The organism is Thermococcus sp. EP1 (assembly GCF_001317345.1).
Taxonomy (GTDB): domain Archaea; phylum Methanobacteriota_B; class Thermococci; order Thermococcales; family Thermococcaceae; genus Thermococcus_A.
The window spans coordinates 136,759-161,218 of sequence record NZ_JXCG01000003.1; the positions used below are offsets into that span (position 1 = coordinate 136,759).

Genomic DNA, 24,460 nt, shown 5'->3' on the forward strand with positions numbered 1-24,460 from the left:
TGTCTTTGATGGAATTACTGAAAGAAGTTTTGAGTATGATAAAACCCTCTGAGGAAGAGAAGAAGGTAGTTAGTGCTGTAACTGAGGCAGTTTTTCAAATTGCGAAAGACGAAATTGATAACTACAACCTTGACATAGTCCCGTATCTTGTGGGGTCGATCGCAAAAGATACTTACCTTTCAGGGGATCATGACATTGACCTTTTCTTGGCATTCCCCACTAATACTTCCCTCGAAGAGCTGAAGAAAACAGGACTGGAACTTGCTAAGGCAATTGGAAGAAAACTCGATACTTATGAAATTGCTTACGCGGAACATCCCTATGTAAAGGCCACTTATAAAGGATTTGAAGTTGATTTGGTACCGTGTTATAATGTGGAGAACTGGAAAGAAGTTAGAACAGCAGTTGACAGATCTATTCTACATACAAAATGGATCATTGAGCATTTAGACGGAAAAAATGATGAAGTGAGGCTCCTTAAGAGATTTCTTAAAGGAATAAATGTTTATGGGAGTGAAGTGTACATTAGAGGGTTCTCAGGGTATCTAACGGAACTCCTGATTATTAAGTATGGTTCATTTATGAAGTTGATTGAAGATATTGAATTTCTAGGAAAAAGCAAAATAGTTGACCTCGGGGGGTGGATTAGAAAGGAACCTGAAATAGCATATAAGACTATAGAAAGAGAGAGTGAGAGTCCTCTTATAGTTATAGATCCTGTAGATCCCAGAAGGAATGTGGCATCAGCCTTGAGTTGGGAAAAATTTGGGGTATTTTACTTTAAGGCTAGAGAATTTAGAGAGGGCCCGAGGCTGGAATTCTTCTTTCCTCCAGAGAAAAAAACTGGTAATTATAGAGGTCTGCTTAGGGAAAAAGGAACAAACTTGGTAACCATTCTTTTCCAAAAGCCAGATCTTGTTGATGATATTTTGTTGCCTCAACTGGAGAAAAGTGCAAGAGGACTTGAAAAGGTATTAAAAAAGAAGGGATTTGTTGTTGTTGATATCAACTGGGGGTACATGGAGAAAGCGTTTATAATGCTCGAGGTTGATAAAGTTCACAGACCAAGGATATCTCTAAAGATAGGTCCGGAGTTTCTTACTGAGAGTGGAGTTGAATTCTATAAAAGAAATAAAAAAGTATGGATAAGAGGGAAAAGACTCTATTCTGAAAAAGAGGTCACTGAAAATATTGTGGATGTTATTAAAGAACTTTTTATAAAAAATCAAGTTGCCTTAGGAAGAAGTATTAAAAAGGAGATAATTAACAGTGATATTCTTGTTAATTTTGTTCCTCCTAAGCTCGAAAAAGAGGCATATCTCTTTTTAAGTAAAGAAAAGTGGAATGTAAAAGGTTAAACTTTTGCTCTATGTTCACACCATTCCTTGTTTTCCCAATCTCCATGCATTTCTCCGGAAATATGGCCTGTATCTGCAACAGCCTTTTTCATATCATAGAGGGCCTCCAAAGCATTTCTTATGTCTTTAGGAAGATCTTCCCTTCCAACATATAAAGCAGCTCGTGTAATCACATTGTAATTACAGTTTGGAACTTCGCTCTTTAGGCTGTCAAACCATGCTTTTTCACTAGTTTCCCAGCCCTCTAGACCAGGCATTTTGAAAAGTTCATAATCATAATAAAGCTGTGCGAATGCTAGGAGTTTCATATACTCTAGGAGAATGTAATTTGCTCTTTCGTGCATGTTCTCATCGATGTAGACCTTCATGAGTTCTATGAGAGCTTTACTTATTGCAGCCACGTTTTCAAAAGTGACTCTTGTATCTAAGTTTTCCCAAAATCTTGGATCTGAGTGATTTGCAAGGAGCATTAGGTAATATATTCTTCCGAGCTTTAAGGCAAGAGTCGGGTCAAGATCTTTTAGAGGCTCTATGACATAGTCCACAGTAGTGTCCATTTCAAAGTATTCATAATGTTCTCTGAAGAATATTCTCGAATACCTTATCAAGAACCCCTTTATTTCATCGATACTAGCCTCAGGAAGATATTTGTGAATCATGTCAATTACACCAAAGCGTATGCTTCTGTTGAGTTCTCTAAATAGTTTTGTGAATGCATATTTCCAAAGTTGAGATATTTTTTGTTTTTTGTAGAATCTGTGGATTACTTTACCATCTTCTCTTCTCATACCAACCCATCGTATATCACTCGTTCTTCCGTCTATGCTTAGGTCGTAATAGTCGCTCCAGCTGGAGTAGTCTTTTACATTTATTCTGAAATATTCGCTACATTCTCCTTCTAAGCATTTGAACTCTCCACTTTTCTTCTTTCTGACGAATTCTACTGTATTTATTGTCTCAACATTCTTCTCTTCAAGTTTTGTTACCCATGCAAGAAATCTATCAAGTTGTTGTGGATTAGCAAGGAGGGCCTCAAGATCGCTTGCCAGGTAAACCAAGTATGGAATTTTTGCATTCTCCTTGAAGACATCTATCCTTCCTTCAACAACTCCTCTAACTAGACCGTTGATATCTAATGTATTAAAAGCAAATGCATCACTTAGTTGATGGTCTCTTCCAAAAACATATGCTACTTTATCATTGCATTTATATGTGTTACAGGAAAACTTAGCCTGAGGGAAGTTTAATCCTACAAACTGCCTTTCGTCAAGCAAGAATACTATATCTTTGGTAGTGGATTCGGCAATAATTTTAGCAGTCTCCCTTGTTATCACATTTTCTGGAAGCCAATACCCCACAACATCTTTGTTCTTAGTGAAAGGTTCATAAAAGTCAAAAGAAACTTTTGCGAGTATCGCTTGCTCAAAAACACTTAAGTGTGGCATTATAGGGTGAAAAGGAGTTGTTGGCACGGCTTCCACCTTATTCATGAGTAGCTCGACGATCTCTCCGTAAATCCTTGGTTTATATCGTAGAATCATATAGAGTGTAAATGGTTCAAAGTCAACACTTGCACATCCGGATTTTAAAGAACCCAAGGCGTCACTTGTGTATTCGTAGGCCTTAATAACTGTTCTTGTCCAGTTTCTGGACTTTACTTCTATTTCTCTTATTCTTAAAGAAACTGGGCTTAATCGCTCTGAATACTTTATTGGGTCCCACCCCGAGCCATCATGGATATAGATAATATCTCCTGGTTGGTATGCATGAAAATGATAACCAAACTTTTGGTACATGTCGTTCACACCAAGATTTTTAAGTTGTTTGGAAGTATTAAGGGTTACGGTGAGTAGAATGAGTAAATTAAAAACCTATCTTGAGACCTTAAATCAAAAAGTAAGTTATGTAGAGGAGCTCTATGGGTTTAAAATAAATTACCTCCCGCTTATAATAGAAGGGATCACTATAGTATTAGATAGAAAAACCGGAAAGTTGAAAATTATTGAAGAAAACAGGTATCTCTCTGACGAAGAAATTAAGAATCTTGAAAGAAAAATAATTGAGAACATTGAAAAAGGAGTTGTTGAACTTTATTTAACAATGACTTTTGGAGAGGACGTCGGGTTGGGGGAGGGTTAACCTCCATATACCACAGGGAGAATCTTCAAAATGTCTCCTTCTTGTAAAGGATAATCTTTCGAAACTTTCTTTTCATTTATAAGTAAATGATGTTCATTTTCACTAATTTTTAATAGTGTAAGAACATCATTAACAAGAGCATTTTCTCTAACTTCGATTTCTATCTCGGGTTTATACTTTAAAGCAAGTTCTCCATAGAGTTTAACTTTTATCTTCATTTCTCAGCTCCCCCAGAAATCTTGTTAATTTTTTGTAAACTTCTTGGGGGGCTTCTTTTAGGGGAGAAAGTTTAAGCACAGGTTTTTCAAGCCCAATTACGAGTTTCTCAAAAAATTCAATAGCATTTCGTAGGCCTTCTTCCTGATCTGTCCCTGGAGGAATGTCATTATCGAAATAGTACCAGGTATCATTCTTTTTGTCATATAAAGCTAGGCTAGGAAACCATTCTCCACATTCTCCCCCTATACTAAGTTCAATCATTATCTCATCGTTCTCTAGAAAACCCTGTTTAAGTTTTTCACGCCACATTAACTTCACCGGAAAAAGGTAGAGAAAAGGGTTTAAAAATCTTCAGAACTTTTCAAATTCAACTTTTGTAGGAGTTGGGTTTGCAAGATTATCACTTATAGGGCAACGCTCTTCAACTTGTTTAAGCCATTTCTCAAGAGTTTCTTCATCAGCGTCGGTTTTTACCTTGACTTTTACTTTAATTTCCTTATATCCCGCTCGTTGAGTACCTTTTCCATAAAGCTTTCCAGGATTAAATACTCCTTCGACCTCAATTTCTATGTCTTCTATGTTTATTCCCATATCCTTAGCTACAAGAGTTCCAACTATATTAATACATCCTGCAAGGGATGCTAGAGTATAATCTAGGGGGCTTGGGAATCCTCCTCCCACCTTGTCTATCATTATTTCGAATTCTCCAGCTTTCACCTTCATTTTGGTTGGAGAAATTCTCTTTCCAACAACTTTAATTGTCATGTCTTTATATTCGACCATGGACATCACCGTATATTTTTTAGCTATAAAGCCTTAAAAAGATCATCAAAACCTAAAGTTTAAAAGAGAAAGTTAGATATTTAAACGCCTTTTAATGCGCTTAATTTCTCTCTTTGCCTCATTTAATCCTAGTTTCTCGAGGACATCTTCTTTAGGAATGCCATTTTGGTCATACCCTATCTCAGCATAGTATTGTTTTACTTTGTTCATGATCTCTTCCTTGTTCAGTGTTTTCCCTTTCACTGGGCCATTTGGGAGAGGTTCATAGAATCTTGGGGGATTATCGTCATCTCTTCTTGGATCCCAATAAACATCTGGGCCTCCCAGGAGTAGTAGAATTCTTTGGAGATGAATTATCCTTAGACCAATTTCATTGAACCATTGTTCTGGGGTTATGTTAAAACCTGTCAGGACATTTCCAAACTCTAGAATTCTTTCAAATCCAGGCCTTGTGACGAACATACATACAACAGCCGAATCGTAGAAGGCATTCACCATCTCTCCTTCATAACTATTTGCTGGGAGACCTGCAGTGGAAGTGTGATCGCCACCTTGCACAGAAACTGCGTAACTTATGTCTTTTGTGTAATCCAGGTCACTTCTCACTCCATGAGCTCCAACTCCAACACCTTTTACATGAACTGCATATTGTAGTGCATCTACCTCTTTCATTTCGCTAATCTTTAAAGCGGCCCTATAAGTTCCTTCTGCCAATATGTCTCCTATTCCTTTTCTGTTTACTATCAACTCTAAAAGCCTTGCAAAAGCCTTTTCATCTCCCCAATTAAGTTCAAACCCAAGATCGTCCTTTGTAAGAATTCCTCTTTGGTAAAGTTCTGCTGCAAATCCAAGAGTATTCCCCGCATTTATCCCATCTAATCCCAGTTCATCTACTAAGTAGGAAAGATAAACTATTTTTTCTGGCTCGAATATTCCAAGGTTTGTTCCCATGTATGCCATAAGCTCATAGTCTGGAGCATCGGTGATTGAGCCTTTATAGGGGCCATAGCGGAGATAAGAAATTTTCATACAATTCACTGGACAACCATAATCGGCCCAGTATTTCTTAATCCAAGTTCTGTTTTCAAAATTCACTACACTTATTTCCTCATTGTCATGGTATTCTTCCTGCCAGTTTTTTATGGGTTCACTTGAGCGGTCATGACCAACACTGTAACCTCCAGCTCCAGTTCCCCATTCTCTAAAAGTTGTCATCGTGAAGAGTTCTTTCCAGAATTCTTGGATCATAGATTTCATCTTCTCTTTGTCGTGCACTTCAGGTAGGGCTTTACTGCCTTTTACAATTATTGCTTTTAAGTTCTTACTTCCCATTACTGCTCCATAGCCCCCATAACCTGCTGCATGCATGAGCTTAGTCATTATTGCTGCAAAACGAATCTTATTTTCGCCCCCTTTGCTGATGTACATCATTGCAGGTTCTTTTGGTATCCCTCTTAGTGTTTCCTTCTTTTGGATTTCTTCGTGAACTTCTTTAAGTAGAGTCTTGTGAAGTTCCACTCCTCCCATTCCCCAGTATTTGGTTGCATCCCTTATCTCTACGTTGTCATTGTGAACAAAGAGATAAACTGGAGTTTTGGCTCTTCCTCTTATAATTATCCCATCATAGCCAGATGCTTTGAGTTCAAGTCCTACTTCACTACTTAATACGCTTCCAATAACTCCATTGCTTTCGGGGGATTTTGAAACAACTGAGGTTTTAATTCCGGGATAATACCCTGTTAAAGGCCCAGTAAGAATTAGTAGTAAGTTTTCTTCTCCAAGAGGGTCGATTTTTTCCCATTTATCCCCAAGCTCTTTCCATAAGAGGTAGACTCCAAGTCCTCTTCCACCATAGAACTTTCTTAAAATTTCTTCTTCAATCTCCACAGTCGTTACTTTTTCTCTTGTGAGGTCAACATCCAGAAGTTTTCCTGTATAAGCATACATACTTCTCACCTCAGAAACTCCTCTCCAAAAACTTTTCTTGCTATTTGGGCCCCTTTCTCAATGGGGTTTTTGGCAAACGTCCTAAATATTGATCTATAGTTTCCTTTAACAATTTTTAGAGCATCGTGTCCTGCTTCGTGGCAAACCTCTACACACTTAGGAGTTCCGTTACAAAGGTCACATATAACCACACTTCCTTTGTTTGTGGGAATTCTAGGTACATCCCCAGGGCAAGCTGTGATACAGGCTCCACATTCTATACAGCTCTCTTCATTCACAAGGACTGCTCCGGTCTTTTCGTCTACACTTAGGGCTTTTGTTGGACATGCCTCGACACAAGGATAATCTGGACATTGAGTACAAAGGTGCGGAACATTTATTCCTGGTAAAAGTTCAAAAATCCTTATGCGAGAAGCTTCTGGCCAAATAATTCCTTCGTGCTCAAGTGAGCATGCTATTTCGCATAACCTACATCCACTGCATTTATCGGGAGTCACTAAAATCCATATTCTCTCAAAGTTCTCTCTTTGAGTGATTTCGTTACCTTCCTCGCCCATATAATCACCAAGAATCATTTAGATACTTCTAGCTTTATAATAATTATGGGAATTAGAACGTTTAAACTCTTGTCTTAAGACAAATGTTTATAAATGTAAAAGGAATTAAAAGGATGCATGAAAAAAGCGGAATTGATTCTCTTGGGAATTACTGCTATATGGGGTTTTACGTTTCCTGCAATGAAAGTTAGTCTTGACTATGTATCTCCAATTCTTTTTCTTGTATATCGATTTGGACTAGCTTCTTTTTTCATGCTTCTTATCTTTCGTTCAAGGGTTCTTAAAACGAGTACAGTGAAGGAAGGTTTTATTCTAGGGATGACATTGTTTATTGGTCATGGTTCCCAAATTATTGGATTAAATTATACGTCTGCTTCTAACTCCGCGTTTATAACATCACTTTACGTTGTTTTTACACCATTTATAGCATATTTTGTTCTTAATGATAGATTGAGAAGAAAGGACTTTTTCTCTTTAGGGATAGCGGTAACTGGGCTTTACTTAATCTCTGGAGCGACATTACATTTCAACTATGGTGATTTGCTAACAATTTTCTGTGCAGTTTCATTTGCATTTCAGATAGTTTTAGTACAAAAATTTGGGGAAAAAGATTTCTTAAGTTTAGCATTTTGGCAAATATTCTGGAATTTTGTGTTTTCTACTTTTTATGCATTGAATATCGAAGGATTTGCGTTTCCAAGAGGGGTTACCCCCTGGTTGGGGATAATTTACACAGGAGTATTTGCCACTGTGGTAGGGTTTACTCTTCAGGTAAGATATCAGAAAGAGACGAAGGCACACAAAGCAGCGCTAATATATTCAGCAGAACCGATATTTGGGCATATCTCATCATTTTTAATAATTGGTGAGCTTCTAAGTGTAAAGGGATATCTAGGGGCTTTTTTAATCCTTGGAGCAATATGGAATGAGATAAGAAATGAAAGAGGTTAACTATGGTACTGGAGCTGGATTTGGGTCTGAAGATGGTAGTTTAGCCTTCTCCTTTTTCGTAAGTCCAATTTCCATGGCCTCTTTTACTCGCTCTACATCTACTAGCGTGTTTATACATCCTGCTCGCAGGAGAGGAACTGCTTGGAGTGGAATTTTTAATATGGATAACTTTTCATTAGCTTCAGCAAGTTCAGGCCAACATGCTATGCCTAATGCAGCTTTTATTTCTCCTCTCGGTACTTTTTCTTTTAAGACCTTTTTAACCAAGCTACCCCCTGGTACGATATATATATGTTTATACCCAATTTTTTCAGCATGTTCTATAATTTCTCCTATTGGACATTTTCCGCATTTTGTACATTCCCATCCGTATTCTCCAAATTCTGCAGGACATTCTTTCACATTCCTTAGACACTGGGGAATAAAAATTGCTCTTTTTTCCACTGGGACTTTTATGAATTCTTCTTTATGGGCTTTGTTTTTTATCTCGACATATATTTGATCTGTAAGTTCCTCATCTTCACTTATTAATGAGAGGGCTATTCTGATTGCATTTCTTGTGCTTAAATCAGCTCCAATTGAGGCTAATTTTGCTATGGTGTTTTCAATGCTCATTTTCTCACCTTTTCAGATAAAGAGCTAGTGAGGTTATAAACTTTTGCACTTAGGTCAAAAGTCTCTTCAACAGAGTTAGTTCTCTCTCATCCCAAGCTCTTTCGTCTATTACCAAAATAAGGACGGCTTGGTACAAAATGGTGTAATCTTTTAGGGATGCTAGGAACTTCACAATGGCATCAAACCCATTATATGTTCTCAAATATTCAGGACAATCAATAAGTGCAACTCCTTCAAAGTTCTTTTCTCGTGCTTCTCTGAAGTATCTTATTGTTATTTCAGTAATTTTTGGTAGATCTGTTGGGAAGATGGATCCATGTTCTACTGCAGCAGACACAAAAAACTTTCTCCAGGTTTTGGGGGTATCGAGATCCCTTACAAAGGCAAGTACAGGTATGTCTTTTAATTCTTCTTTTATATTTGGATATTCTGAAGGTGGAATAATCATTAATCTTGGCTTGAGGGGTATTTCTCTTGGGGGTTTTTCAATTTTTATGAATTCTTCTGTAAATGCAAAGTTTATCATTATATAGGCGGACAATATAGCAAAAATCGCTCCCAAGGTGAATCCTATTGGAGCAAACCAGTCGACAAGTCTTAAAATTGGATAATCCATTTCATGGATTCCATTAATTAGTAGTATACTCCCTAAGTAGAGGGCTCTATGATTGTAAGTTCTTCTTATAGAGAGCATTAAAATTCCTGATAATACCATAAACAAAGCAGAACTGGCGTATGGAAGACCTAAAATTACGAACCAGTCAGATGAATATTCTAAGAGCCCGAGAATGATACCATAGGTTGCAATTACAACTGGGGCTACTGAGAAAATTTTAAGGTGCTTTGATGAGAATTCTTCTTCCTCCAAAAGCACAGCAACTCCATGAAATAGAAAAGCTGCCCAGAATGCCTCAGAAAGCGTTAAAATATATAAATTCCCAGTTATGTCGGATATTATTGAAAAAGCAGCACTTAACCAAGATATAGACCAAAATAGAGCGGGTTTTCGTTGGTACCTCCAGTATACATAAGCTAGAAAAACAAACCCAGTCAATTTTGCCGCTAGGCTAAAGGATTGACCGAGGAGTAGTAATGTGGGATTCATGTCTTTCCCTACTTTATATTAGGACATTCTCTTATATAACACTTTTGACTATAACGCAGGTCTTATTATTTGGGAATCTTACTCTTTTTTCGATTAGAGGATTATTCTTTGGTTGATTGTTTAAACAAGCTAAAATTAAAGTTTTAAAAGAAAACCTAGCTCAGGAGATATTTATATTGATCTCAATAAAGATCATCGGGAATAGTGGTTGGTTCCTAGAGGAAAAAATAGATGTATATAATGCCAGTAACAAAAAGAAGTAGGCCAGGTATTAACATTCTTTTGTAGACTCTACCTAGTTCTGCTTGATAATACTCTGAAGAGAAAACTAGACAGAGATGCACGGGGCTAAAAAGCATTCCCATATAACCGCTTAAGTATGCAATAGCTATTTTGTCAAATCCGGTTAAAAAGGGGAGTAATAAGGGGAACGTCATTCCAACATAAGCAAAGCTTATTCCAGTCATCAGACCCACTAAAAATGGCGTTAATATTATGACAAGAGTAATTGGGAGATTTAATTCCAAAATTACTTTAGGAAGAGTTTCAACAGCTCCGGTAATCTCGAGGATCTTCTTAAAATACATGACAGAAATGAGGAGAAAGAGTATTTTTGGTTGGAGTGCATACCTTACAATTTCTTTCTTGCTTACCTGCTTAAAATGAGGGATCAAAGCAGAAAGGAATCCAATAAAGGCACCATATACAATATCATAGCCTAGAAGAATTGATACTATAATTATTACAAGGATAGGGTATGTGCTCTTGAGAAAAAGTCTTAGACCTTCCTTTTTATTCCCTTTTTCATCTTTCTCTGCCTTTATGGGTTTTAAGAAAAACAAGTATCCGATTAATATCATTATCATAGTCAGAGGGAACATTTTGACACTGAATTCTCTGACAGTTATGCCTAAAATAGCTGAGGTAATGATTATTGCTTGGTACATGGGCCAAGAATGTTCCCACACATGACGGAACCAATAGTTCACGAGTGTTTTCTTCTCGGGAGGGAGATTAAGTTTGTTTGCAACTGTTTCTATCATAGGAGCAGAGACTAACGCACCAGCGGGCATTGGCATTAACCCTATTAGGGCTGGAAGTGCAGCAAGGGAGTATTTTTCACTGGGAAATAGGTTTTTTGCAGCTTTTTCCATCATTTTTAGATATCCAATTTGGGAGAAAACACTTGTTAGGGCCATTATTGAGATAATTATAAGGATTAACCTTAGGCTTGTCCACTCGGTTGAAGATGTGTATAGAGCATCTAGAAGATTCTCTAGGTTTAGACCAAAAAGAGTGCCTAACAACAAAGACCCTAGGAATATTGATAAGCCTATATTTATTTTTAGCCTAATAAACCCTATAACGACTCCAAAGGAGAGCAATAGGTAAATAAGTTCAATCATCCTTTTCACCGAGGTATTAATGTGTAGATATGTATCTCAATAGAGCATGACTTGCTTATAAGAGTATCCCTTATCACTTGAAAAACTTCCCCTGTTAGAGAAGGGTAAGCCACCAGGAGTTAATATATTAGTAGCAAAAGATTTATAAAGAAAACTCAACAATTTTGACCGATGCCCATGAGGGGGGAGTGTTTTATCCTTCACTTTGCATTTTGCCCGTGATTCCTTGGGCTATTCTGTTAACCTAGTCTGTTCTATAAATCTTAGGAGGTTTTTGACATGATAAAGGAACCAGAGATGAAAGAGTATAATCCACAGCTCTTAGAAGGGAAAATAGAAAAGTTTTGGGAAGAGAATGACATCTATAACAAAGTGAAAAAGGCCAGAGAAAGTGGTTCAGAGTATTATTTCCTTGATGGTCCTCCATATGTAAGTGGGGCTATACACCTTGGTACTGCTTGGAACAAGATAATCAAAGATATGGTGATACGTTTTAGAACCATGCAGGGTTACAATGTGAGAAGACAACCAGGTTTTGATATGCATGGTCTTCCAATAGAGGTTAAAGTTGAACAAGCTCTTGGATTAAGCTACAAAAAAGATATAGAGGAAAAAGTTGGAGTTGAGAACTTCATAAATAAGTGTAGAGAATTTGCTCTCACTAATCTTAAAATCATGACCGAGCAGTTTAAAATGCTTGGTGTGTGGATGGATTGGGATAATCCATACATGACAATCAAAAATGAGTATATAGAATCTGCATGGTTTACTTTGAAGAGAGCATGGGAAAAAGGGCTTCTCGAAAAAGACCAGAGGGTTCTTCACTGGTGTCCTAGATGTGAAACGGCTTTAGCAGAGCATGAAGTAAGAGGAGAGTACAAAATAAGAGAAGATCCTAGTATCTATGTAAAGTTCCCAGTAGAGGGGAGAGAGAACGAATATGTTTTAATATGGACAACTACGCCATGGACTCTTCCAGCCAACTTGGCTGTTACAGTTCATCCTGAGTATGATTATGTAAAGATAAGGGTAAATCTTGAGGATAGAGAGGAATACTGGATAATAGCAAAAGCCCTTGTAGATAAAGTTCTAGAAGAGGTTGGAATGAAAGGGGAAGTGGTTAAGGAGTACAAAGGCAAAGATCTTGAGGGACTTCGTTATGTTCATCCTTTCCTAGAAGAATATCCAAGACAGAAGGAATTCAGAGAAAAATATGAATGGGCACATTGTGTAATCTTAGGTGAACACGTAACTCTGGGAGAGGGTACTGGCTTGGTTCACACAGCCCCAGGGCATGGTGAAGAGGACTTTGAAATAGGAAAACAATATGGGCTACCAATATACTCCCCACTTGATGATGAAGGAAGGTACTTCGAAGGCAAATGGAAAGGCAAATTCGTCAAAGATGCGGATCCTGAGATAATAGAGTACTTAAGAGAAAAGGGCCTTCTTCTCAAGGCAGGTACTGTGGAGCACAAATATCCACACTGTTGGCGTTGTAAGACACCTTTGATATTCAGGGCCACTGACCAATGGTTCCTCAAGATAAGCAAGGTTAAGGACAAAATAATAGAAGAGAACGACAAAAACGTCACTTGGTATCCCGATTGGGTAAAGATAAGGTACGACAATGGTGTCATGAACTCGGGTGATTGGTGTATCTCAAGACAAAGGTATTGGGGAATACCTCTCCCAATATGGAGTAGTGAAGATGGAGAGATCTATATAGTAGGTAGCTTTAAGGAACTTGTTGAGCTTTCAGTAGCCATTGAAGTTAATGGTGAGAGGATAGAACTTCCAGAGAATTATGACGAAAAGCTTAGAGTAATAGAAGAAAAACTCGGGCCAGAGGATCTTCACAGACCATACGTTGATGCCTTTGTTATAAAAGTAAACAACAAGGAAATGAAACGTGTCAAAGATGTGCTCGATGTATGGTTTGATAGTGGAATAGCAAGTTGGGCGTCTTTAGACTACCCAAGGAAAAAAGATCTATTTGAGAGGCTCTGGCCAGCAGACTTCATTGTAGAAGGAGAAGACCAGGTTACAAAGTGGTTCTACTCCCAGCAAGCTGCTTCAGTTGTGGCTTTTGACACGGTCCCCTACAGAAAAGTAGCAATGCATGGTTATGTACTAGATGAAAAAGGAGACAAGATGAGCAAGAGCCTTGGGAATATAATAAGGCCAGAAGAAGTTATTCAAAAAGAAGGTAGAGATCCGTTTAGATTCTATATGCTTTGGGCAACTACTCCATGGGAGAATCTTAGATTCAGCTGGAAAGGTCTGGCTCAAGTTAAGAGAATGCTCAACATACTATGGAACGTCTACATACTGACCTCAACATATATGAGCCTGGATAACTTTGATCCTACCAAACTTAATCCCGAGGAGCTTCCATTTAGAGAGGAAGACAAGTGGATACTCTCGAGGGTTAATACTCTAATCAGCACTGTGGAAGATGGCCTAGAGAGTTTCTATCTAACAAGAGCGACTAGAGGAATAGAAAACTTCGTTATAGAGGATCTCAGTAGATGGTACGTTAGACTCATAAGAAAAAGACTATGGGTTGAGAGAGACGATCCTGATAAATTAGCTGCTTACTGGACTCTTTGGAAGGTATTTGATGTCTTGCTCAGGTTAATGGCTCCCTTTACACCATACATAGCTGAAGAAATTTATCAAAACCTAATAAGACCATTTAGCAATAAAGAAAGTGTGCATCTAGAAGACTGGCCGAAAAAAGATGAAAACTGGGTGGACAGAGACCTTGAAAAAGAGATGGAAATAGTTAGAAGGATAGTAGAATCTGGCTCAGCAGCAAGACAAAAAGCTAGAATAAAACTTCGTTACCCTGTGAAGCAAGTAATAGTAGAAACTGAAGATGAAATAACTAAGAAAGCTGTAGAGAGACTCAACCGGCTTCTAAGAGATCAATTGAATGCTAAGGAGGTCAAAGTGGCAAAAGTTGAGAGGGGAATAAAAGTAAAGCCTAACTTTGCTAAACTTGGACCTCATTTCAAGGGGGATGCAAAGATAGTTGCAAAGTGGATAAACGAGCAGAATGACAAAGAACTTTATGAAAGACTTATGCAAGGAAAGCTCAAGGTGGAAATAGGGGACAAGGAGTTTACGATCGAGAGGGAACACATAATCGTGGAAGAAGAGCTTCCAGAGTTCTTAATAGGAGAAGAATTTGATCATGGAAAAGTCTTTATTGACAAGACCCTCACTAGGGAATTAATGATGGAAGGCTTGGCAAGGGAGTTTGTAAGGAGAATTCAGGAGATGAGAAAGCAACTGGATCTAGACGTAAATGATAGGATAATGGTTTACATAGAAACAAGTGATGAAAACAGGGAACTCCTTATAGAAATGCTCGATTACATAAGGGGTGAAACAAGGGCTATTGAGGTTAAGTTCGAGGAGCCACAAGGCTACACTGTGGAGTGGCCTGAAGTTGAGGCAAAAATAGGTATAGAGAAGGTCGGATGAATCTTCTCTTTTCCGTAATTTCTAATTTTTGTTCTTTTATATAGATGTTTGAATAATCATCAAGCAAAGCAAGAGGAGAAAAGATTATAGTAACGGAATCCTCTCGACTTCAATTCTATCCCATGTGGGGTATTCTTCAACCACATAAAACTTTACATCGCCCTCTATAGCGTCAACAAGTTCTTCTGCAACTTCTATGGGCATTTCAATCCTTCTTTTTTTCAGATTTAGATAGAGCCATTCTTCTGGGACCTCTGCATCATTTATGAGAAGATTGTAGAGCTCCATGAGGTTCTCATACTCAGCCACTGCAAATTTAAGTGTCCCATCTTGAGTTATTTCCATGTAGGGTCTGGCGACGTTTTTTGCCATTCTTTTAAGTCGGTTTTTGAGTTGTATTGCATCCTTAAGTTTAGCTGTACAGAGATGATAATTTAAAGACGTGTTCTTTTCGCCCCATTCTAGAATTGTCAGTCCAGATTTGAGACTTCCTTTTATTGCAGAACTCTCATCACTTACTGTTCTAAGTCCTCTTGAGAGCAGGGCGTCAAGGTTAGTTTCACTAAATTCAAGCTCATTTATATTTAGGAATTTTGCTCCGTGCTTATCTAAAAATTCGGCATACCACTTTATTCTCTCTTCTTGTCCTGGAACCGCAGGAACTTCTCCCCCAACATCCCATTCAAAGTCGAAGGCACCTTTTATGTTTTCGATTTCTTTTTGAAAGATATTAGAGTTTGGATTAAAGATATCTGGATGAAACCGAATTTCGTCAAGACCAGCGTTGTAGAGTTTTTCTAAGTTCTCTTTTGTTGCAAGAAGACCGGTTGTATATAAGTGAATATGAAATCTCTTTCCAAAGTTTTCTTTCAGTGTTTTAATGTATTTGACAGTTCTATCTATTCTTGAGAGCGGATCTCCTCCAGTAACACCAGCTCCCAACGCTTCTTGGATTTTTGCTTCTTCTATGATGTCATTAACATTTCTTATTGGTCGTTCATTTGCATAGCTAACGTCTTCTCTTCTCCAGGGGCTAAGGGGACAATAAAAACACTCTCTAGGACATATTCCGGTGGTGAATAATACTAGTTTTGCGCCGTTAACACAGAGTTTACATCCTTTTGGAAGCTCGCCAACAATGTATGAATAGTATTTTGTCTCTTTCATGTTTCTTCTCCTCACTCCTAGGGTTTAAAATCCTTTGCTCATGCCACGTCGACCTGTTCGTGAATGGGTAAACCCCGTTGATGTTTGAGAAGTAGCTCATAGAAGAACTCCTTCATCTCTGCACTCATATTATCATCCAAAAGCAAGTCGGCCTTCCCTTGATATCTTTTTTCGGCTTCTCTAGCCAAGTTATGGAGGCTAGGCAAGAGATGATTTATTAAGGCTCTTACTAGTTCAGGATATGCATCTTCATCTATTATCTCATCACTTTCAAGTCCCAAGTAGATCACATATCCCTTCATTTGAACTGCTAGAACAAACTCATTATCTGTAACTTCCACAAAAGAGAAGTTGTATGTTTTTGAAGCACTCTTGGCTATCATAATACCCTTAACAGATAGGGTAACAACTTCGTCATCTATTTCAAAGAGCAGGTCTTTTGCAAGTTCCCTTTGGGCTATGGCATAGAGGGTTATCATTCAATCACCTCCACAATTTCGCCGTTGCCTGGAGGAAGGATTTGCATGAGCTCATCAAGATCGACTTTGTATCCCCATCTCTCTAGGATTTTCGCTAGTCTTTTTGCAAATTCGCTCTTTTTCATTCTGCCTGGGCGAATAATAATGTATTTGTCAGTATGTGCTTTTACAGCCTCCACTGGTCCACACATGGGCAGTTTCTCTTCCTCGTATTGCACTATTCCAACAGCGAGCTTTACAGGTAAGCCATGCATCCAGTTTCTTTTTCCATATACCATAAAGGCTCCTTTTCCTAGATACTCTCCACTTGGGGCTTTTTTTGTAACTTGGTTTGGTTCTGTCCAGTAAGCATCTCCGGAGTATAATCCCTCTTTCCAAGCCCTTGACATTGAAACAGCAAATTGACAGGCTTCGAATAAACTCTTTTCTCCAGCTTTTTTACCGTCTTTTATCACTACATGGGGAGCCCCATAAATGTCAGCATGACAATAGAGGTCGTTTTCACTCATATATTTTTTAACTACAATTTCATTTGTTGTGGCATCCTTTCCCGCTATTATTAAGAATCCTTCACTACTTAAGAACCACCTAAACTTCTCAAACCACTTTTTCTTTCTTTTCCTGATTTTTCTTACGCTTAATTCTTTCTTTTCTTCCTCTTCTATTAGTTTCTCTATCTCCTCGATTTTCCTTAGTGTTTCTTCATGGGCTTTTTGAGCCCCTTCAAGTTTATGTTTTGCTTTTTTGGCTTTTTCATAGTAGATTTCTGCGTTTTCTCCAACACTTTTGTTTAAATAGAGTTTTACTTTTTTTCCATCAAGTTCGATTGTAACTGCTTTCTCTTTAGCATCTATGTTTTTTATCATCTGAGCGATTTTATTCCCAGATTTTTTGCCATTTTCTAGTCTCTCTTTGAATTCTTTCCATCCAAGTTTTTCTACGGCCTTTGAAAGCTCTTTCAGTAAATTCTCAATAAAGGTGAAGTTAGCATATATCAAGTCTCCAATCTCTTGATTTTCTTGTATTTGCCTCTTAAATCCATTTATCATCTCTTCTTGTTTTCTAAGGGTAGCTTCGAGTTGTCCTTTCTTATTCTGAAGCTTCTTTGTTCTTTCTATCTTTGCACTCTCAAGAAGAATCTTTCCGAAATATTCATCAAGTGCCTCACTGAAGGTAGTGAAGAATTTTTTCTTATAACTTTCATACCATTTAAGCTCGATAGGTAAGACATCTACAGGAGTATCATTTTCGTATATGATATTGGCCTTTTTAGGGGCATTGAAGACCTCTTTTATTTTTTCAAATATAACTTTAAGCTCATCTTCATCGAGAGTATTGGCTCTTTTTGTTTTCTCTATTCCAGCCCTTAGGAGAATTTCTTCTGCATATAGTCCTCCCATATTGAGTTTTCTTGCTAGTGCTCTTACTATCTCCACATCTTGGGAGGAAATAAGTTCTCTAAAGCTTTCCCATGAGATGTCAACTGGATTCTCTCTTGCAGGCGGGAGCATGTACACGTGTTTTGGTTTTATTGCCCTGTCTTTAAACTCTTCATACCTCATGGCAGATATTATCATGTTGTTTTCATCAACCAATATTATATTTCCTTTCCTGAAAAGTTCTGCAATTAAAGTATAGTTGCCAATTTTTAGCTTTACAATTCTATCAAAATCATGTTGCTCTATCTTCTCCACTCGTGACCCGCTTAAATATTTTCTGAGCAGCATCGTGAATGAGGATGGGTGCTGAGGAGCCTCTTTTATGTAAGTAGTTAAATGAATCCTTTTACCGACTTCTATGATTAAATCTTTTCTCCCCTCTCCCGTCACATGCAGTTTAATTCTAACTTGGTCCCTGTCTTGGTATATTTTATCGACTCTAGCACCTTCCAAGGTTTTTAACTCCTCTACTATGTACTTTATGTCGACACTGCTCATTTCTTGTTTCATTCTCTTTTCACCTGGATTAATTAGAGAGATACTTTTTAAACCCTTTTTCTATGGGATATTAATTGTCCAAAAAATAGGATTTTTCCGTTAGAGTCTATTTTATTGTTGTAAATCATTTTGTCGACTCAAAACTCCTTCAAAAAGGCCAAAAATGTTAAATATTCGGCTGTAATTAACGTTTATTAGGATCTAAAAAGAGGTGAGATTAATGAAGGGTTACTTTACTTTTGTACTTCATACTCATATTCCCTATGTAAGAAAACATGGTAAATGGCCATTTGGTGAAGAATGGATCTTTGAAGCAATTGCAGAAACGTACCTCCCTCTTCTTATGGAGTTGGAGAGACTTAAAAAGAAGGGAGTGAAGTTTAACTTGGTTATTGGTGTTACTCCAGTTTTGACTGAGCAGCTAGCAGATGAGTACATGAAAAAAAGTTTTGAGGAGTATATGGAAAAAAAGCTCAAAAGCATGGAAGAGGATTTAGAGAAATATACGGATGAAAGGCTCAAAAAGTCCATAACTTACATGTTGGATTACTTTACGAAGATTTATGAGTATTGGGAGCATATAAAAGGGGATATCCTAGGTGAACTCAAGAAACTGCAGAATGAAGGCTATATAGAAATAATAACCTCTGGAGCCACTCATGGGTATCTCCCACTTCTTGAAAGAGATGAGGCTATTGAAGGTCAAATTGCGAACGGTGTCCTTACTTATGAGAAATACTTCGGTAAAAGGCCAAAAGGCATTTGGCTTCCTGAATGTGCTTATCGGCCCCGAGGTCTATGGCGGAGTCCAAGTACAGGCCAAGTAACTTGGAGAGAGGGTCTTGAGAAGTTCTTGGAAAAATATCAGTTAGAATTTTTCTTTGTTGAAAGTCACCTCATAGATCAGGGTCCAGTAAGCTTTGGATATGGAACAATTCTACCTGCTAGGACTCCAAAGTCGACTTTAAGGCCTTACTTTTTAATAGGCACGAACATTGCAGTATTTGCTAGAAATAGAGAGACTGGATTACAAGTATGGAGTGCGGAGATAGGCTATCCTGGAGATTTTTGGTATAGGGAGTTTCACAAAAAAGCTCCAAAAAGTGGAGGACAATATTGGAGGATAACATCAAAGCAAGTAGGACTTGATGCCAAAGAACCTTATGTGCCTGAAAAAGCCTTGGAGAGAGTTGAAGGACATGCCGAACATTTTGTGAGTCTCGTTAGAACTCTCTTAGAAGGTTATGAAAAAGAACACGGAGAAAAGGGAATAGTAGTCGCTCCCTATGATACAGAACTATTTGGTCACTGGTGGTTTGAGGGAGTTAAATGGCTGGGAAGAGTACTTGAGTTAATGTTTGAGGAGGGCATAGAGAGCATAACGATTTCAAAGTTTCTTGAGAAGTACAAGGGAGAAAAGCATGAGATTGAACTTCCCGAAGGTTCTTGGGGGATGTATGGAACTCATTATACATGGTGGAACCCTGAAGTGGAATGGATGTGGGCACATATACATTTAGCAGAGAGGCGGATGGTATCTTTAGCGAGCAGATATTTGCATGAGGATAAATTAGGCGATAGAATCCTAAGGCAGCTTGCAAGAGAATTGTTACTCATTGAGAGTAGTGATTGGCCCTTCCTCGTAACTACTGGACAAGCTAGAGAATATGGAAAGAGAAGACTCCTTGAACACATCGAGTATTTCCACCGCTTGGCTAATGCTTTGGAAAAATACTTCAAGACAAAAGAATTTACAGAAGAAGATTTTCTTAAGGAGATAGAGGAGATTGACAATGTATTTTCTCAAATAAATATCGAGGTTTATGTGAGTGAAGACTTCCCTGAAGTTCCAGAATATGTTGAGATCTCACAGCTTTCAGTACAATCACACAAGAACGGGAATTAAACTATGCTTGGGGGGATTTGGACTCTTTTTAATCTTTTTTGGAAAAGTTTATTTTCTTTTTTGTTCTAATTATATTTGGTGGACGTTATGAGAAAAATAGAGGCTATTGTAAGGGAAGAGGATTTTGATAGAGTGCAAAAAGCTCTGAAACAGATGGGTATAATACCCATGACCACTTACCCTGTCAAGGGGAGGGGAGTTCAAGGAGGAATTCCTCCCTATGAATTGATGCCCAAAATGAAGATTGAAATAGTTGTTAAGGATGAAGACGTAGAGAGGGTTGTGGATACAATAGTTCAAAACGCAAGAAGAGGAATCCCGGGAGATGGAAAAATATTCGTTTTACCTGTTTATGAGGCAATAAGGGTAAGAACAGGAGAAAAAGGAAATGAAGCACTTTACTAGAGAAATGCGTGCCTGTGCTTGTAGAACATATAGAGTGCATAACTTAGGAGTACTAGTTCAGCTATTCCAAAGAGTACCATAGCCCCTGCTATGGCTTGGGCAGTACTTGGGGAGACACCTAAACCTTGAGCTGCTTCTTGTAGACCAGTAGGGCTTATGAAGACATCCAAATATGCTCTTACCGCGAGTGCTCCCGTTATCAATGGTATTGGAATAGCAGCAAATGCAAGCATAAGACCGCTATGACCCCTCTTTCTTAGGCTCAGCAAGGAAAGTATTATTGGGATGAGCAGTATAAGGGAGGTTATCTTGAATTCTACAGGCAGAAATGCCGTGACAACGAAGAAACTTATCATCCCCCAAACATACGCTTTATATGCCCTGTTAACATACTTCATATAGCCTGCAAACTTGGAAGACAGCTGTTATGGACCTCCCATACGGTGGAGGTAAGGGTGGTGTCATCTGTAATCCAAAGGAAATGAGTGACAGAGAAAAGGAGAGACTCGCTAGAGGATATATAAGAGCTATTTATGATGTTATAAGCCCATACACCGATGTTCCAGCTCCAGACGTTTACACTAACCCACAAATCATGGCTTGGATGATGGATGAGTATGAAACAATTTCAAGAAGAAAGGATCCTGCCTTTGGTATCATAACTGGTAAGCCACCAAGCGTTGGTGGTATTGTAGCAAGAATGGATGCCACAGCAAGAGGTGCTGCATTTGCAGTTAGAGAGGCTGCAAAGGCCCTTGGGTGGGACACCCTTGAGGGCAAGACAATAGCAATCCAAGGATATGGTAACGCCGGATACTACATGGCCAAGATCATGAGCGAAGAGTATGGAATGAAGGTTGTAGCAGTAAGCGACAGCAGAGGTGGCATTTACAACCCAGATGGGCTCAACGCTGATGAAGTCCTTGCTTGGAAGAAGAAGACCGGAAGTGTTAAAGACTTCCCAGGTGCAACCACAATAACCAACGAAGAGCTTCTTGAGCTTGATGTTGATGTCCTTGCCCCATCAGCTATCGAAGAGGTTATCACAAAGAAGAACGCTGACAACATAAAGGGTAAGATTGTGGCTGAGCTTGCAAACGGTCCAACCACACCAGAGGCCGATGAGATTCTCTACGAGAAGGGCATACTTGTTATCCCAGACTTCCTCTGTAACGCAGGTGGTGTTACAGTCAGCTACTTCGAGTGGGTACAAAACATAACCGGTGACTACTGGACAGTCGAAGAGACAAGAGCAAAGCTTGACAAGAAGATGACCAAGGCATTCTGGGACGTTTACAACACTCACAAGGAGAAGAACATCAACATGAGAGATGCAGCATACGTTGTTGCAGTCCAAAGAGTTTATCAAGCCATGCTTGACAGAGGATGGATTAAAAAGTGATTTCTCTTCTCTTTTTCTATATTACTCTTACTTGCAGATTTCGTCGTCTTTTTCTCCGGAGGAAGATAAAAGCAAAAGGTACTCCCAAGGAAATTCCAGATGTTCTTAAAGGGTACAGGTTGATCTAGGCCTTTGTCCAATATTCCTTCTCCTCTACCATGGCTCTTATCATCTCATCCTCATCCTTAAACATTGTTCTTCTTGAAGGGTTCTGCATACCATAGAACTCCATGAAAGGGCTTGGTCTCTTTTTAAAGGGATAGTAGAGATAAATAGCTCCTAATGTTCTATAAGCCTCAGCCATTTCACTTATGACTCCAGCAGACATTCCTTTGGCATAATGATAAACTGCTATGGCCTTACTCACATCAACTAAATTGAAATCTCTCTCAACAAGTTGCCTTCTTAGTATATCTGTTGCTTGCTCTATGTCCTCTCTATCAAGTTCTTCGATTTCTTCCCCATCAAAGATGTTCTTTATTTTTATTCTCTGTATCTCTGGATTCTCCTCCACTTGAGCGTCATACTCAGCAACAATCCACCAATCATCAAGTGCTCCCGGATCCAAGACAGTGAAATGCTTGCTCAACTTTTTGTAGAATCCTCTAACTCTATGGTAATATTCTTCCTCATGGCCAGTCATGGGGTAGCTAAGATAAATGAGGGGCTTTTTACTTTCATGGAAAATTAAATCGATGAAAGTTTGATAAGGATGCCTAATGCCAAAATGGAGGACATAACGAACTTGAATTCCTTCTTTATTCAACTCATGTACAAGAGTTTTTACATGATTTATGGCGTCTTCACGCCACATTACGAGGGTCGTCAGCTTTATATTTTCCTTGTTTCTTCCAAAGCGTTCAAACCACTCTGTGTCATGTATTATTCTTCTCCTCACACTCAGGATATCATCTAGAACAATTATCACCCTACTCGGTTTTAGAAGTTTCAAGTTGCTTAAAGTGAAGCCCAAAACACTCCCACTTCCCCATCTAAAAAGGGCAGGAGTAGATACTAGATGAAACCTCTTATCACTTCTTTCAATTTCATCTCTTATTCTTTTAAAAGCTTCATCTCTTATGGTGTTCATTAGATCTGGATGGCTTATTGCAAAATCCAGAACATTTTTTCTGGTTATTTTGACTCCTTTTTCTCGTCCTATCTCTCGAAGGTAGTCAAAAACATGGTAATATTGAAAGTTCTCACTTCTTGCTAATTTTAAAGCTTCTTCAGCGTATTCGTCTCGCCCATTTAACGGAGGTCCAGTAAGAAGTATTGTTTCTTTCATAAATCACTACCTCCAGATTTTGGTAATTAGAGTTTAGACTTCTTTCTTTTTCAACTTTTTGGATGTTTAGATGTGCTCATGCAAAAATTTTTAAAGTAGCACTAGTAACTGATAGTGGAAAATATTTGCAAAAGCGTAGGCTTATAAAGGTATTAAATAAACTACGTGAGGTGATGTTCATGCGAAGGAAGGATAAAAATAGGACTGTTGAGGGTGAAGAGGTTATTAGAGTCCCTCTTCCAAAGGATAACCAGGTATTTGGGATAGTGGAGCAGGCCCTAGGTTCAGGATGGATGGATGTTAGATGTTCTGATGGAAAGATAAGAAGGTGCAGAATTCCTGGTAGGTTCAGAAGAAGGATGTGGATTAAGATTGGTGATGTAGTAGTTGTGGAGCCGTGGGAAGTTCAAAGTGATGAGAGAGGAGATATAGTCTATCGTTATACAAGAACCCAAGTGGATTGGCTCCTCAGAAAGAAAAAGATCACCCAGGAATTTCTTAGTGGTGGTCTGACATTGTGATGAAGCATGAGACATAAAGATATTGATAGGGAGATTTACCAAATTTTAGGGCTAGATGAACGTAGAGAAAAAGATAGCGAGCTTTATAAAGTATTTAGTGAGGTATTTGACAGAACAACAATTGATACGCTTGCGTATTTTCATAGAAGAGGGAAAATAGAACATCTATTAGGTGTGATTTCCACAGGGAAGGAGGCAAATGTGTTTAAGGCCATTGACGGCGATGGTAATTATGTTGCAGTCAAGGTTTATCGGACGTATACCACAGAATTTAGAAGAATATGGGAATATCTAGCTGCAGATCCAAGAATAGGATATCTACCGAAAGACATAAGGAAATTAGTATTTGTATGGACAAGAAGAGAGTTTAAAAATTTACAAAGGGCCATGAAATATGCAATAAGAGCTCCAGAGCCTATAGCATTTGGTAACAATGTCCTGATAATGGAATATATAGGAGATGAATATCCAGCACCGAGATTAAAGGATATTGAACGAGAGCTCGATAAAAAAGAGTTTGAAGAACTTTATGAATTTGCAATGGGATCTATTGAAAAGCTTTGGAAGAGAGGAGACATGGTTCATGGAGATCTGAGTGAGTATAATATACTAATTTGGGAGAAACCTGTGATAATTGATTGGTCTCAGGCAACTGTAAAAAGAAATAGAATGGCTTTAACACTCCTTCGTAGGGATTTGAGAAACATAATCAATTATTTCGCTAAAAAAGGAATCAACGTTGAGGATCCTGATGAAAAATTTAGAGAGCTTTCGGGTGATTAG

22 protein-coding genes and 1 pseudogene are annotated in these 24,460 nt (G+C 38.4%); 9 read left to right on the forward strand and 14 right to left on the reverse strand.

Annotation, left to right across the window (positions count from 1 at the left end):
- Positions 1-8: 8 nt before the first annotated feature.
- Positions 9-1,358: a CCA tRNA nucleotidyltransferase gene (cca, locus tag EP1X_RS03500; RefSeq protein ID WP_055281764.1), complete on the forward strand. Its 1,350-nt coding sequence runs from the start codon at positions 9-11 to the stop codon at positions 1,356-1,358.
- Here cca and EP1X_RS03505 read toward each other — a convergent pair.
- Positions 1,355-3,154 carry a glycoside hydrolase gene (locus EP1X_RS03505; protein WP_055281766.1) on the reverse strand — a complete coding sequence of 600 codons (1,800 nt, stop codon included), beginning with the start codon at positions 3,152-3,154 and terminating at the stop codon, positions 1,355-1,357. The genes cca and EP1X_RS03505 overlap by 4 nt on opposite strands.
- 58 nt (positions 3,155-3,212) lie before the next feature.
- On the opposite strand from EP1X_RS03505, the gene EP1X_RS03510 reads away from it, so the two are divergent.
- The gene (locus tag EP1X_RS03510; protein ID WP_055281768.1) at positions 3,213-3,497 is read left to right on the forward strand and encodes a hypothetical protein; all 285 of its coding nucleotides are present in this window, start codon (positions 3,213-3,215) and stop codon (positions 3,495-3,497) included.
- Here the strand turns inward: EP1X_RS03510 and EP1X_RS03515 are convergent.
- From EP1X_RS03515 to EP1X_RS03535, 5 genes are all read right to left on the reverse strand, one after another.
- Positions 3,494-3,715, reverse strand: a complete 222-nt coding sequence (locus EP1X_RS03515; RefSeq protein WP_055281770.1) for a MoaD/ThiS family protein — start codon at positions 3,713-3,715, stop codon at positions 3,494-3,496. The two genes, EP1X_RS03510 and EP1X_RS03515, sit on opposite strands and share 4 nt — an antisense overlap.
- The gene (locus tag EP1X_RS03520; RefSeq protein WP_055281772.1) at positions 3,699-4,025 is read right to left on the reverse strand and encodes a hypothetical protein; all 327 of its coding nucleotides are present in this window, start codon (positions 4,023-4,025) and stop codon (positions 3,699-3,701) included. The genes EP1X_RS03515 and EP1X_RS03520 overlap by 17 nt, the downstream gene beginning before the upstream one ends.
- A 42-nt stretch (positions 4,026-4,067) precedes the next feature.
- Positions 4,068-4,499, reverse strand: a complete 432-nt coding sequence (locus EP1X_RS03525) for an OsmC family protein (protein WP_055281774.1) — start codon at positions 4,497-4,499, stop codon at positions 4,068-4,070.
- A 72-nt stretch (positions 4,500-4,571) separates the two neighbouring features.
- Complete coding sequence (locus EP1X_RS03530) at positions 4,572-6,446, reverse strand: aldehyde ferredoxin oxidoreductase family protein (protein ID WP_055281776.1); 1,875 nt, start codon at positions 6,444-6,446, stop codon at positions 4,572-4,574.
- Between the two features lie 5 nt (positions 6,447-6,451).
- Positions 6,452-7,003, reverse strand: coding sequence for a 4Fe-4S dicluster domain-containing protein (locus tag EP1X_RS03535; RefSeq protein ID WP_055281778.1), 552 nt, complete (start codon positions 7,001-7,003; stop codon positions 6,452-6,454).
- A gap of 117 nt (positions 7,004-7,120) precedes the next feature.
- Here EP1X_RS03535 and EP1X_RS03540 point away from each other — a divergent pair, with 117 nt between their 5' ends.
- The gene (locus tag EP1X_RS03540) at positions 7,121-7,954 is read left to right on the forward strand and encodes a DMT family transporter (protein ID WP_055281779.1); all 834 of its coding nucleotides are present in this window, start codon (positions 7,121-7,123) and stop codon (positions 7,952-7,954) included.
- Here the strand turns inward: EP1X_RS03540 and EP1X_RS03545 are convergent, their stop codons facing one another.
- The 3 genes from EP1X_RS03545 to EP1X_RS03555 form a co-directional block, all read right to left on the reverse strand.
- Positions 7,955-8,569 carry a DUF116 domain-containing protein gene (locus EP1X_RS03545; protein ID WP_055281781.1) on the reverse strand — a complete coding sequence of 205 codons (615 nt, stop codon included), beginning with the start codon at positions 8,567-8,569 and terminating at the stop codon, positions 7,955-7,957.
- A 49-nt stretch (positions 8,570-8,618) separates the two neighbouring features.
- A complete protein-coding gene (locus EP1X_RS03550) occupies positions 8,619-9,674 on the reverse strand; it encodes a DUF835 domain-containing protein (RefSeq protein WP_055281783.1) in 1,056 nt (351 codons plus the stop codon).
- 215 nt (positions 9,675-9,889) lie between these two features.
- Positions 9,890-11,080 (reverse strand): TIGR00529 family membrane protein, encoded by a 1,191-nt coding sequence (locus EP1X_RS03555; protein WP_055281785.1) that lies wholly within the window; start codon positions 11,078-11,080, stop codon positions 9,890-9,892.
- A 279-nt stretch (positions 11,081-11,359) separates the two neighbouring features.
- Here EP1X_RS03555 and ileS point away from each other — a divergent pair, with 279 nt between their 5' ends.
- The gene (gene ileS / locus EP1X_RS03560) at positions 11,360-14,572 is read left to right on the forward strand and encodes an isoleucine--tRNA ligase (RefSeq protein ID WP_055281787.1); all 3,213 of its coding nucleotides are present in this window, start codon (positions 11,360-11,362) and stop codon (positions 14,570-14,572) included.
- 84 nt (positions 14,573-14,656) lie between these two features.
- Here the strand turns inward: ileS and EP1X_RS03565 are convergent, their stop codons facing one another.
- Genes EP1X_RS03565 through rqcH form a run of 3 tightly spaced genes read right to left on the reverse strand, consistent with a single transcriptional unit; the run spans position 14,657 to position 18,167 of the window.
- The gene (locus tag EP1X_RS03565; protein WP_055281789.1) at positions 14,657-15,739 is read right to left on the reverse strand and encodes a radical SAM protein; all 1,083 of its coding nucleotides are present in this window, start codon (positions 15,737-15,739) and stop codon (positions 14,657-14,659) included.
- A gap of 38 nt (positions 15,740-15,777) precedes the next feature.
- The gene (locus tag EP1X_RS03570) at positions 15,778-16,218 is read right to left on the reverse strand and encodes a hypothetical protein (protein WP_055281791.1); all 441 of its coding nucleotides are present in this window, start codon (positions 16,216-16,218) and stop codon (positions 15,778-15,780) included.
- Positions 16,215-18,167: a ribosome rescue protein RqcH gene (rqcH, locus tag EP1X_RS03575; protein ID WP_055281793.1), complete on the reverse strand. Its 1,953-nt coding sequence runs from the start codon at positions 18,165-18,167 to the stop codon at positions 16,215-16,217. The genes EP1X_RS03570 and rqcH overlap by 4 nt, the downstream gene beginning before the upstream one ends.
- Before the next feature lie 208 nt (positions 18,168-18,375).
- Between rqcH and EP1X_RS03580 the strand changes: the two genes are divergently transcribed.
- Positions 18,376-20,061 carry a 1,4-alpha-glucan branching protein gene (locus EP1X_RS03580; RefSeq protein WP_055281795.1) on the forward strand — a complete coding sequence of 562 codons (1,686 nt, stop codon included), beginning with the start codon at positions 18,376-18,378 and terminating at the stop codon, positions 20,059-20,061.
- A gap of 87 nt (positions 20,062-20,148) precedes the next feature.
- Positions 20,149-20,466, forward strand: a complete 318-nt coding sequence (locus tag EP1X_RS03585; protein WP_055281797.1) for a P-II family nitrogen regulator — start codon at positions 20,149-20,151, stop codon at positions 20,464-20,466.
- Here EP1X_RS03585 and EP1X_RS03590 read toward each other — a convergent pair.
- Positions 20,463-20,822 (reverse strand): hypothetical protein, encoded by a 360-nt coding sequence (locus EP1X_RS03590; RefSeq protein WP_253276536.1) that lies wholly within the window; start codon positions 20,820-20,822, stop codon positions 20,463-20,465. The genes EP1X_RS03585 and EP1X_RS03590 overlap by 4 nt on opposite strands.
- A gap of 53 nt (positions 20,823-20,875) precedes the next feature.
- Between EP1X_RS03590 and EP1X_RS03595 the strand changes: the two are divergent.
- Positions 20,876-21,868: pseudogene (locus EP1X_RS03595) on the forward strand (Glu/Leu/Phe/Val dehydrogenase dimerization domain-containing protein); the annotation flags it as partial.
- A gap of 124 nt (positions 21,869-21,992) precedes the next feature.
- On the opposite strand, the gene EP1X_RS03600 reads toward EP1X_RS03595, so the two are convergent.
- Positions 21,993-23,156: a hypothetical protein gene (locus EP1X_RS03600; RefSeq protein WP_055281799.1), complete on the reverse strand. Its 1,164-nt coding sequence runs from the start codon at positions 23,154-23,156 to the stop codon at positions 21,993-21,995.
- 179 nt (positions 23,157-23,335) lie between these two features.
- Between EP1X_RS03600 and eif1A the strand changes: the two genes are divergently transcribed.
- Both eif1A and EP1X_RS03610 read left to right on the forward strand, forming a co-directional pair.
- Complete coding sequence (gene eif1A / locus EP1X_RS03605) at positions 23,336-23,677, forward strand: translation initiation factor eIF-1A (RefSeq protein ID WP_082391456.1); 342 nt, start codon at positions 23,336-23,338, stop codon at positions 23,675-23,677.
- Between the two features lie 6 nt (positions 23,678-23,683).
- Positions 23,684-24,460 carry a serine protein kinase RIO gene (locus EP1X_RS03610; protein ID WP_055281803.1) on the forward strand — a complete coding sequence of 259 codons (777 nt, stop codon included), beginning with the start codon at positions 23,684-23,686 and terminating at the stop codon, positions 24,458-24,460.

Coding starts and splice junctions, on each gene's coding strand:
- cca (WP_055281764.1), top strand. CDS start 9: ATGGAATTACTGAAAGAAGTTTTGAGTATGATAAAACCCTCTGAGGAA.
- EP1X_RS03505 (WP_055281766.1), bottom strand. CDS start 3,154: ATGTACCAAAAGTTTGGTTATCATTTTCATGCATACCAACCAGGAGAT.
- EP1X_RS03510 (WP_055281768.1), top strand. CDS start 3,213: ATGAGTAAATTAAAAACCTATCTTGAGACCTTAAATCAAAAAGTAAGT.
- EP1X_RS03515 (WP_055281770.1), bottom strand. CDS start 3,715: ATGAAGATAAAAGTTAAACTCTATGGAGAACTTGCTTTAAAGTATAAA.
- EP1X_RS03520 (WP_055281772.1), bottom strand. CDS start 4,025: ATGTGGCGTGAAAAACTTAAACAGGGTTTTCTAGAGAACGATGAGATA.
- EP1X_RS03525 (WP_055281774.1), bottom strand. CDS start 4,499: ATGGTCGAATATAAAGACATGACAATTAAAGTTGTTGGAAAGAGAATT.
- EP1X_RS03530 (WP_055281776.1), bottom strand. CDS start 6,446: ATGTATGCTTATACAGGAAAACTTCTGGATGTTGACCTCACAAGAGAA.
- EP1X_RS03535 (WP_055281778.1), bottom strand. CDS start 7,003: ATGGGCGAGGAAGGTAACGAAATCACTCAAAGAGAGAACTTTGAGAGA.
- EP1X_RS03540 (WP_055281779.1), top strand. CDS start 7,121: ATGAAAAAAGCGGAATTGATTCTCTTGGGAATTACTGCTATATGGGGT.
- EP1X_RS03545 (WP_055281781.1), bottom strand. CDS start 8,569: ATGAGCATTGAAAACACCATAGCAAAATTAGCCTCAATTGGAGCTGAT.
- EP1X_RS03550 (WP_055281783.1), bottom strand. CDS start 9,674: ATGAATCCCACATTACTACTCCTCGGTCAATCCTTTAGCCTAGCGGCA.
- EP1X_RS03555 (WP_055281785.1), bottom strand. CDS start 11,080: ATGATTGAACTTATTTACCTATTGCTCTCCTTTGGAGTCGTTATAGGG.
- ileS (WP_055281787.1), top strand. CDS start 11,360: ATGATAAAGGAACCAGAGATGAAAGAGTATAATCCACAGCTCTTAGAA.
- EP1X_RS03565 (WP_055281789.1), bottom strand. CDS start 15,739: ATGAAAGAGACAAAATACTATTCATACATTGTTGGCGAGCTTCCAAAA.
- EP1X_RS03570 (WP_055281791.1), bottom strand. CDS start 16,218: ATGATAACCCTCTATGCCATAGCCCAAAGGGAACTTGCAAAAGACCTG.
- rqcH (WP_055281793.1), bottom strand. CDS start 18,167: ATGAAACAAGAAATGAGCAGTGTCGACATAAAGTACATAGTAGAGGAG.
- EP1X_RS03580 (WP_055281795.1), top strand. CDS start 18,376: ATGAAGGGTTACTTTACTTTTGTACTTCATACTCATATTCCCTATGTA.
- EP1X_RS03585 (WP_055281797.1), top strand. CDS start 20,149: ATGAGAAAAATAGAGGCTATTGTAAGGGAAGAGGATTTTGATAGAGTG.
- EP1X_RS03590 (WP_253276536.1), bottom strand. CDS start 20,822: ATGATAAGTTTCTTCGTTGTCACGGCATTTCTGCCTGTAGAATTCAAG.
- EP1X_RS03600 (WP_055281799.1), bottom strand. CDS start 23,156: ATGAAAGAAACAATACTTCTTACTGGACCTCCGTTAAATGGGCGAGAC.
- eif1A (WP_082391456.1), top strand. CDS start 23,336: ATGCGAAGGAAGGATAAAAATAGGACTGTTGAGGGTGAAGAGGTTATT.
- EP1X_RS03610 (WP_055281803.1), top strand. CDS start 23,684: ATGAGACATAAAGATATTGATAGGGAGATTTACCAAATTTTAGGGCTA.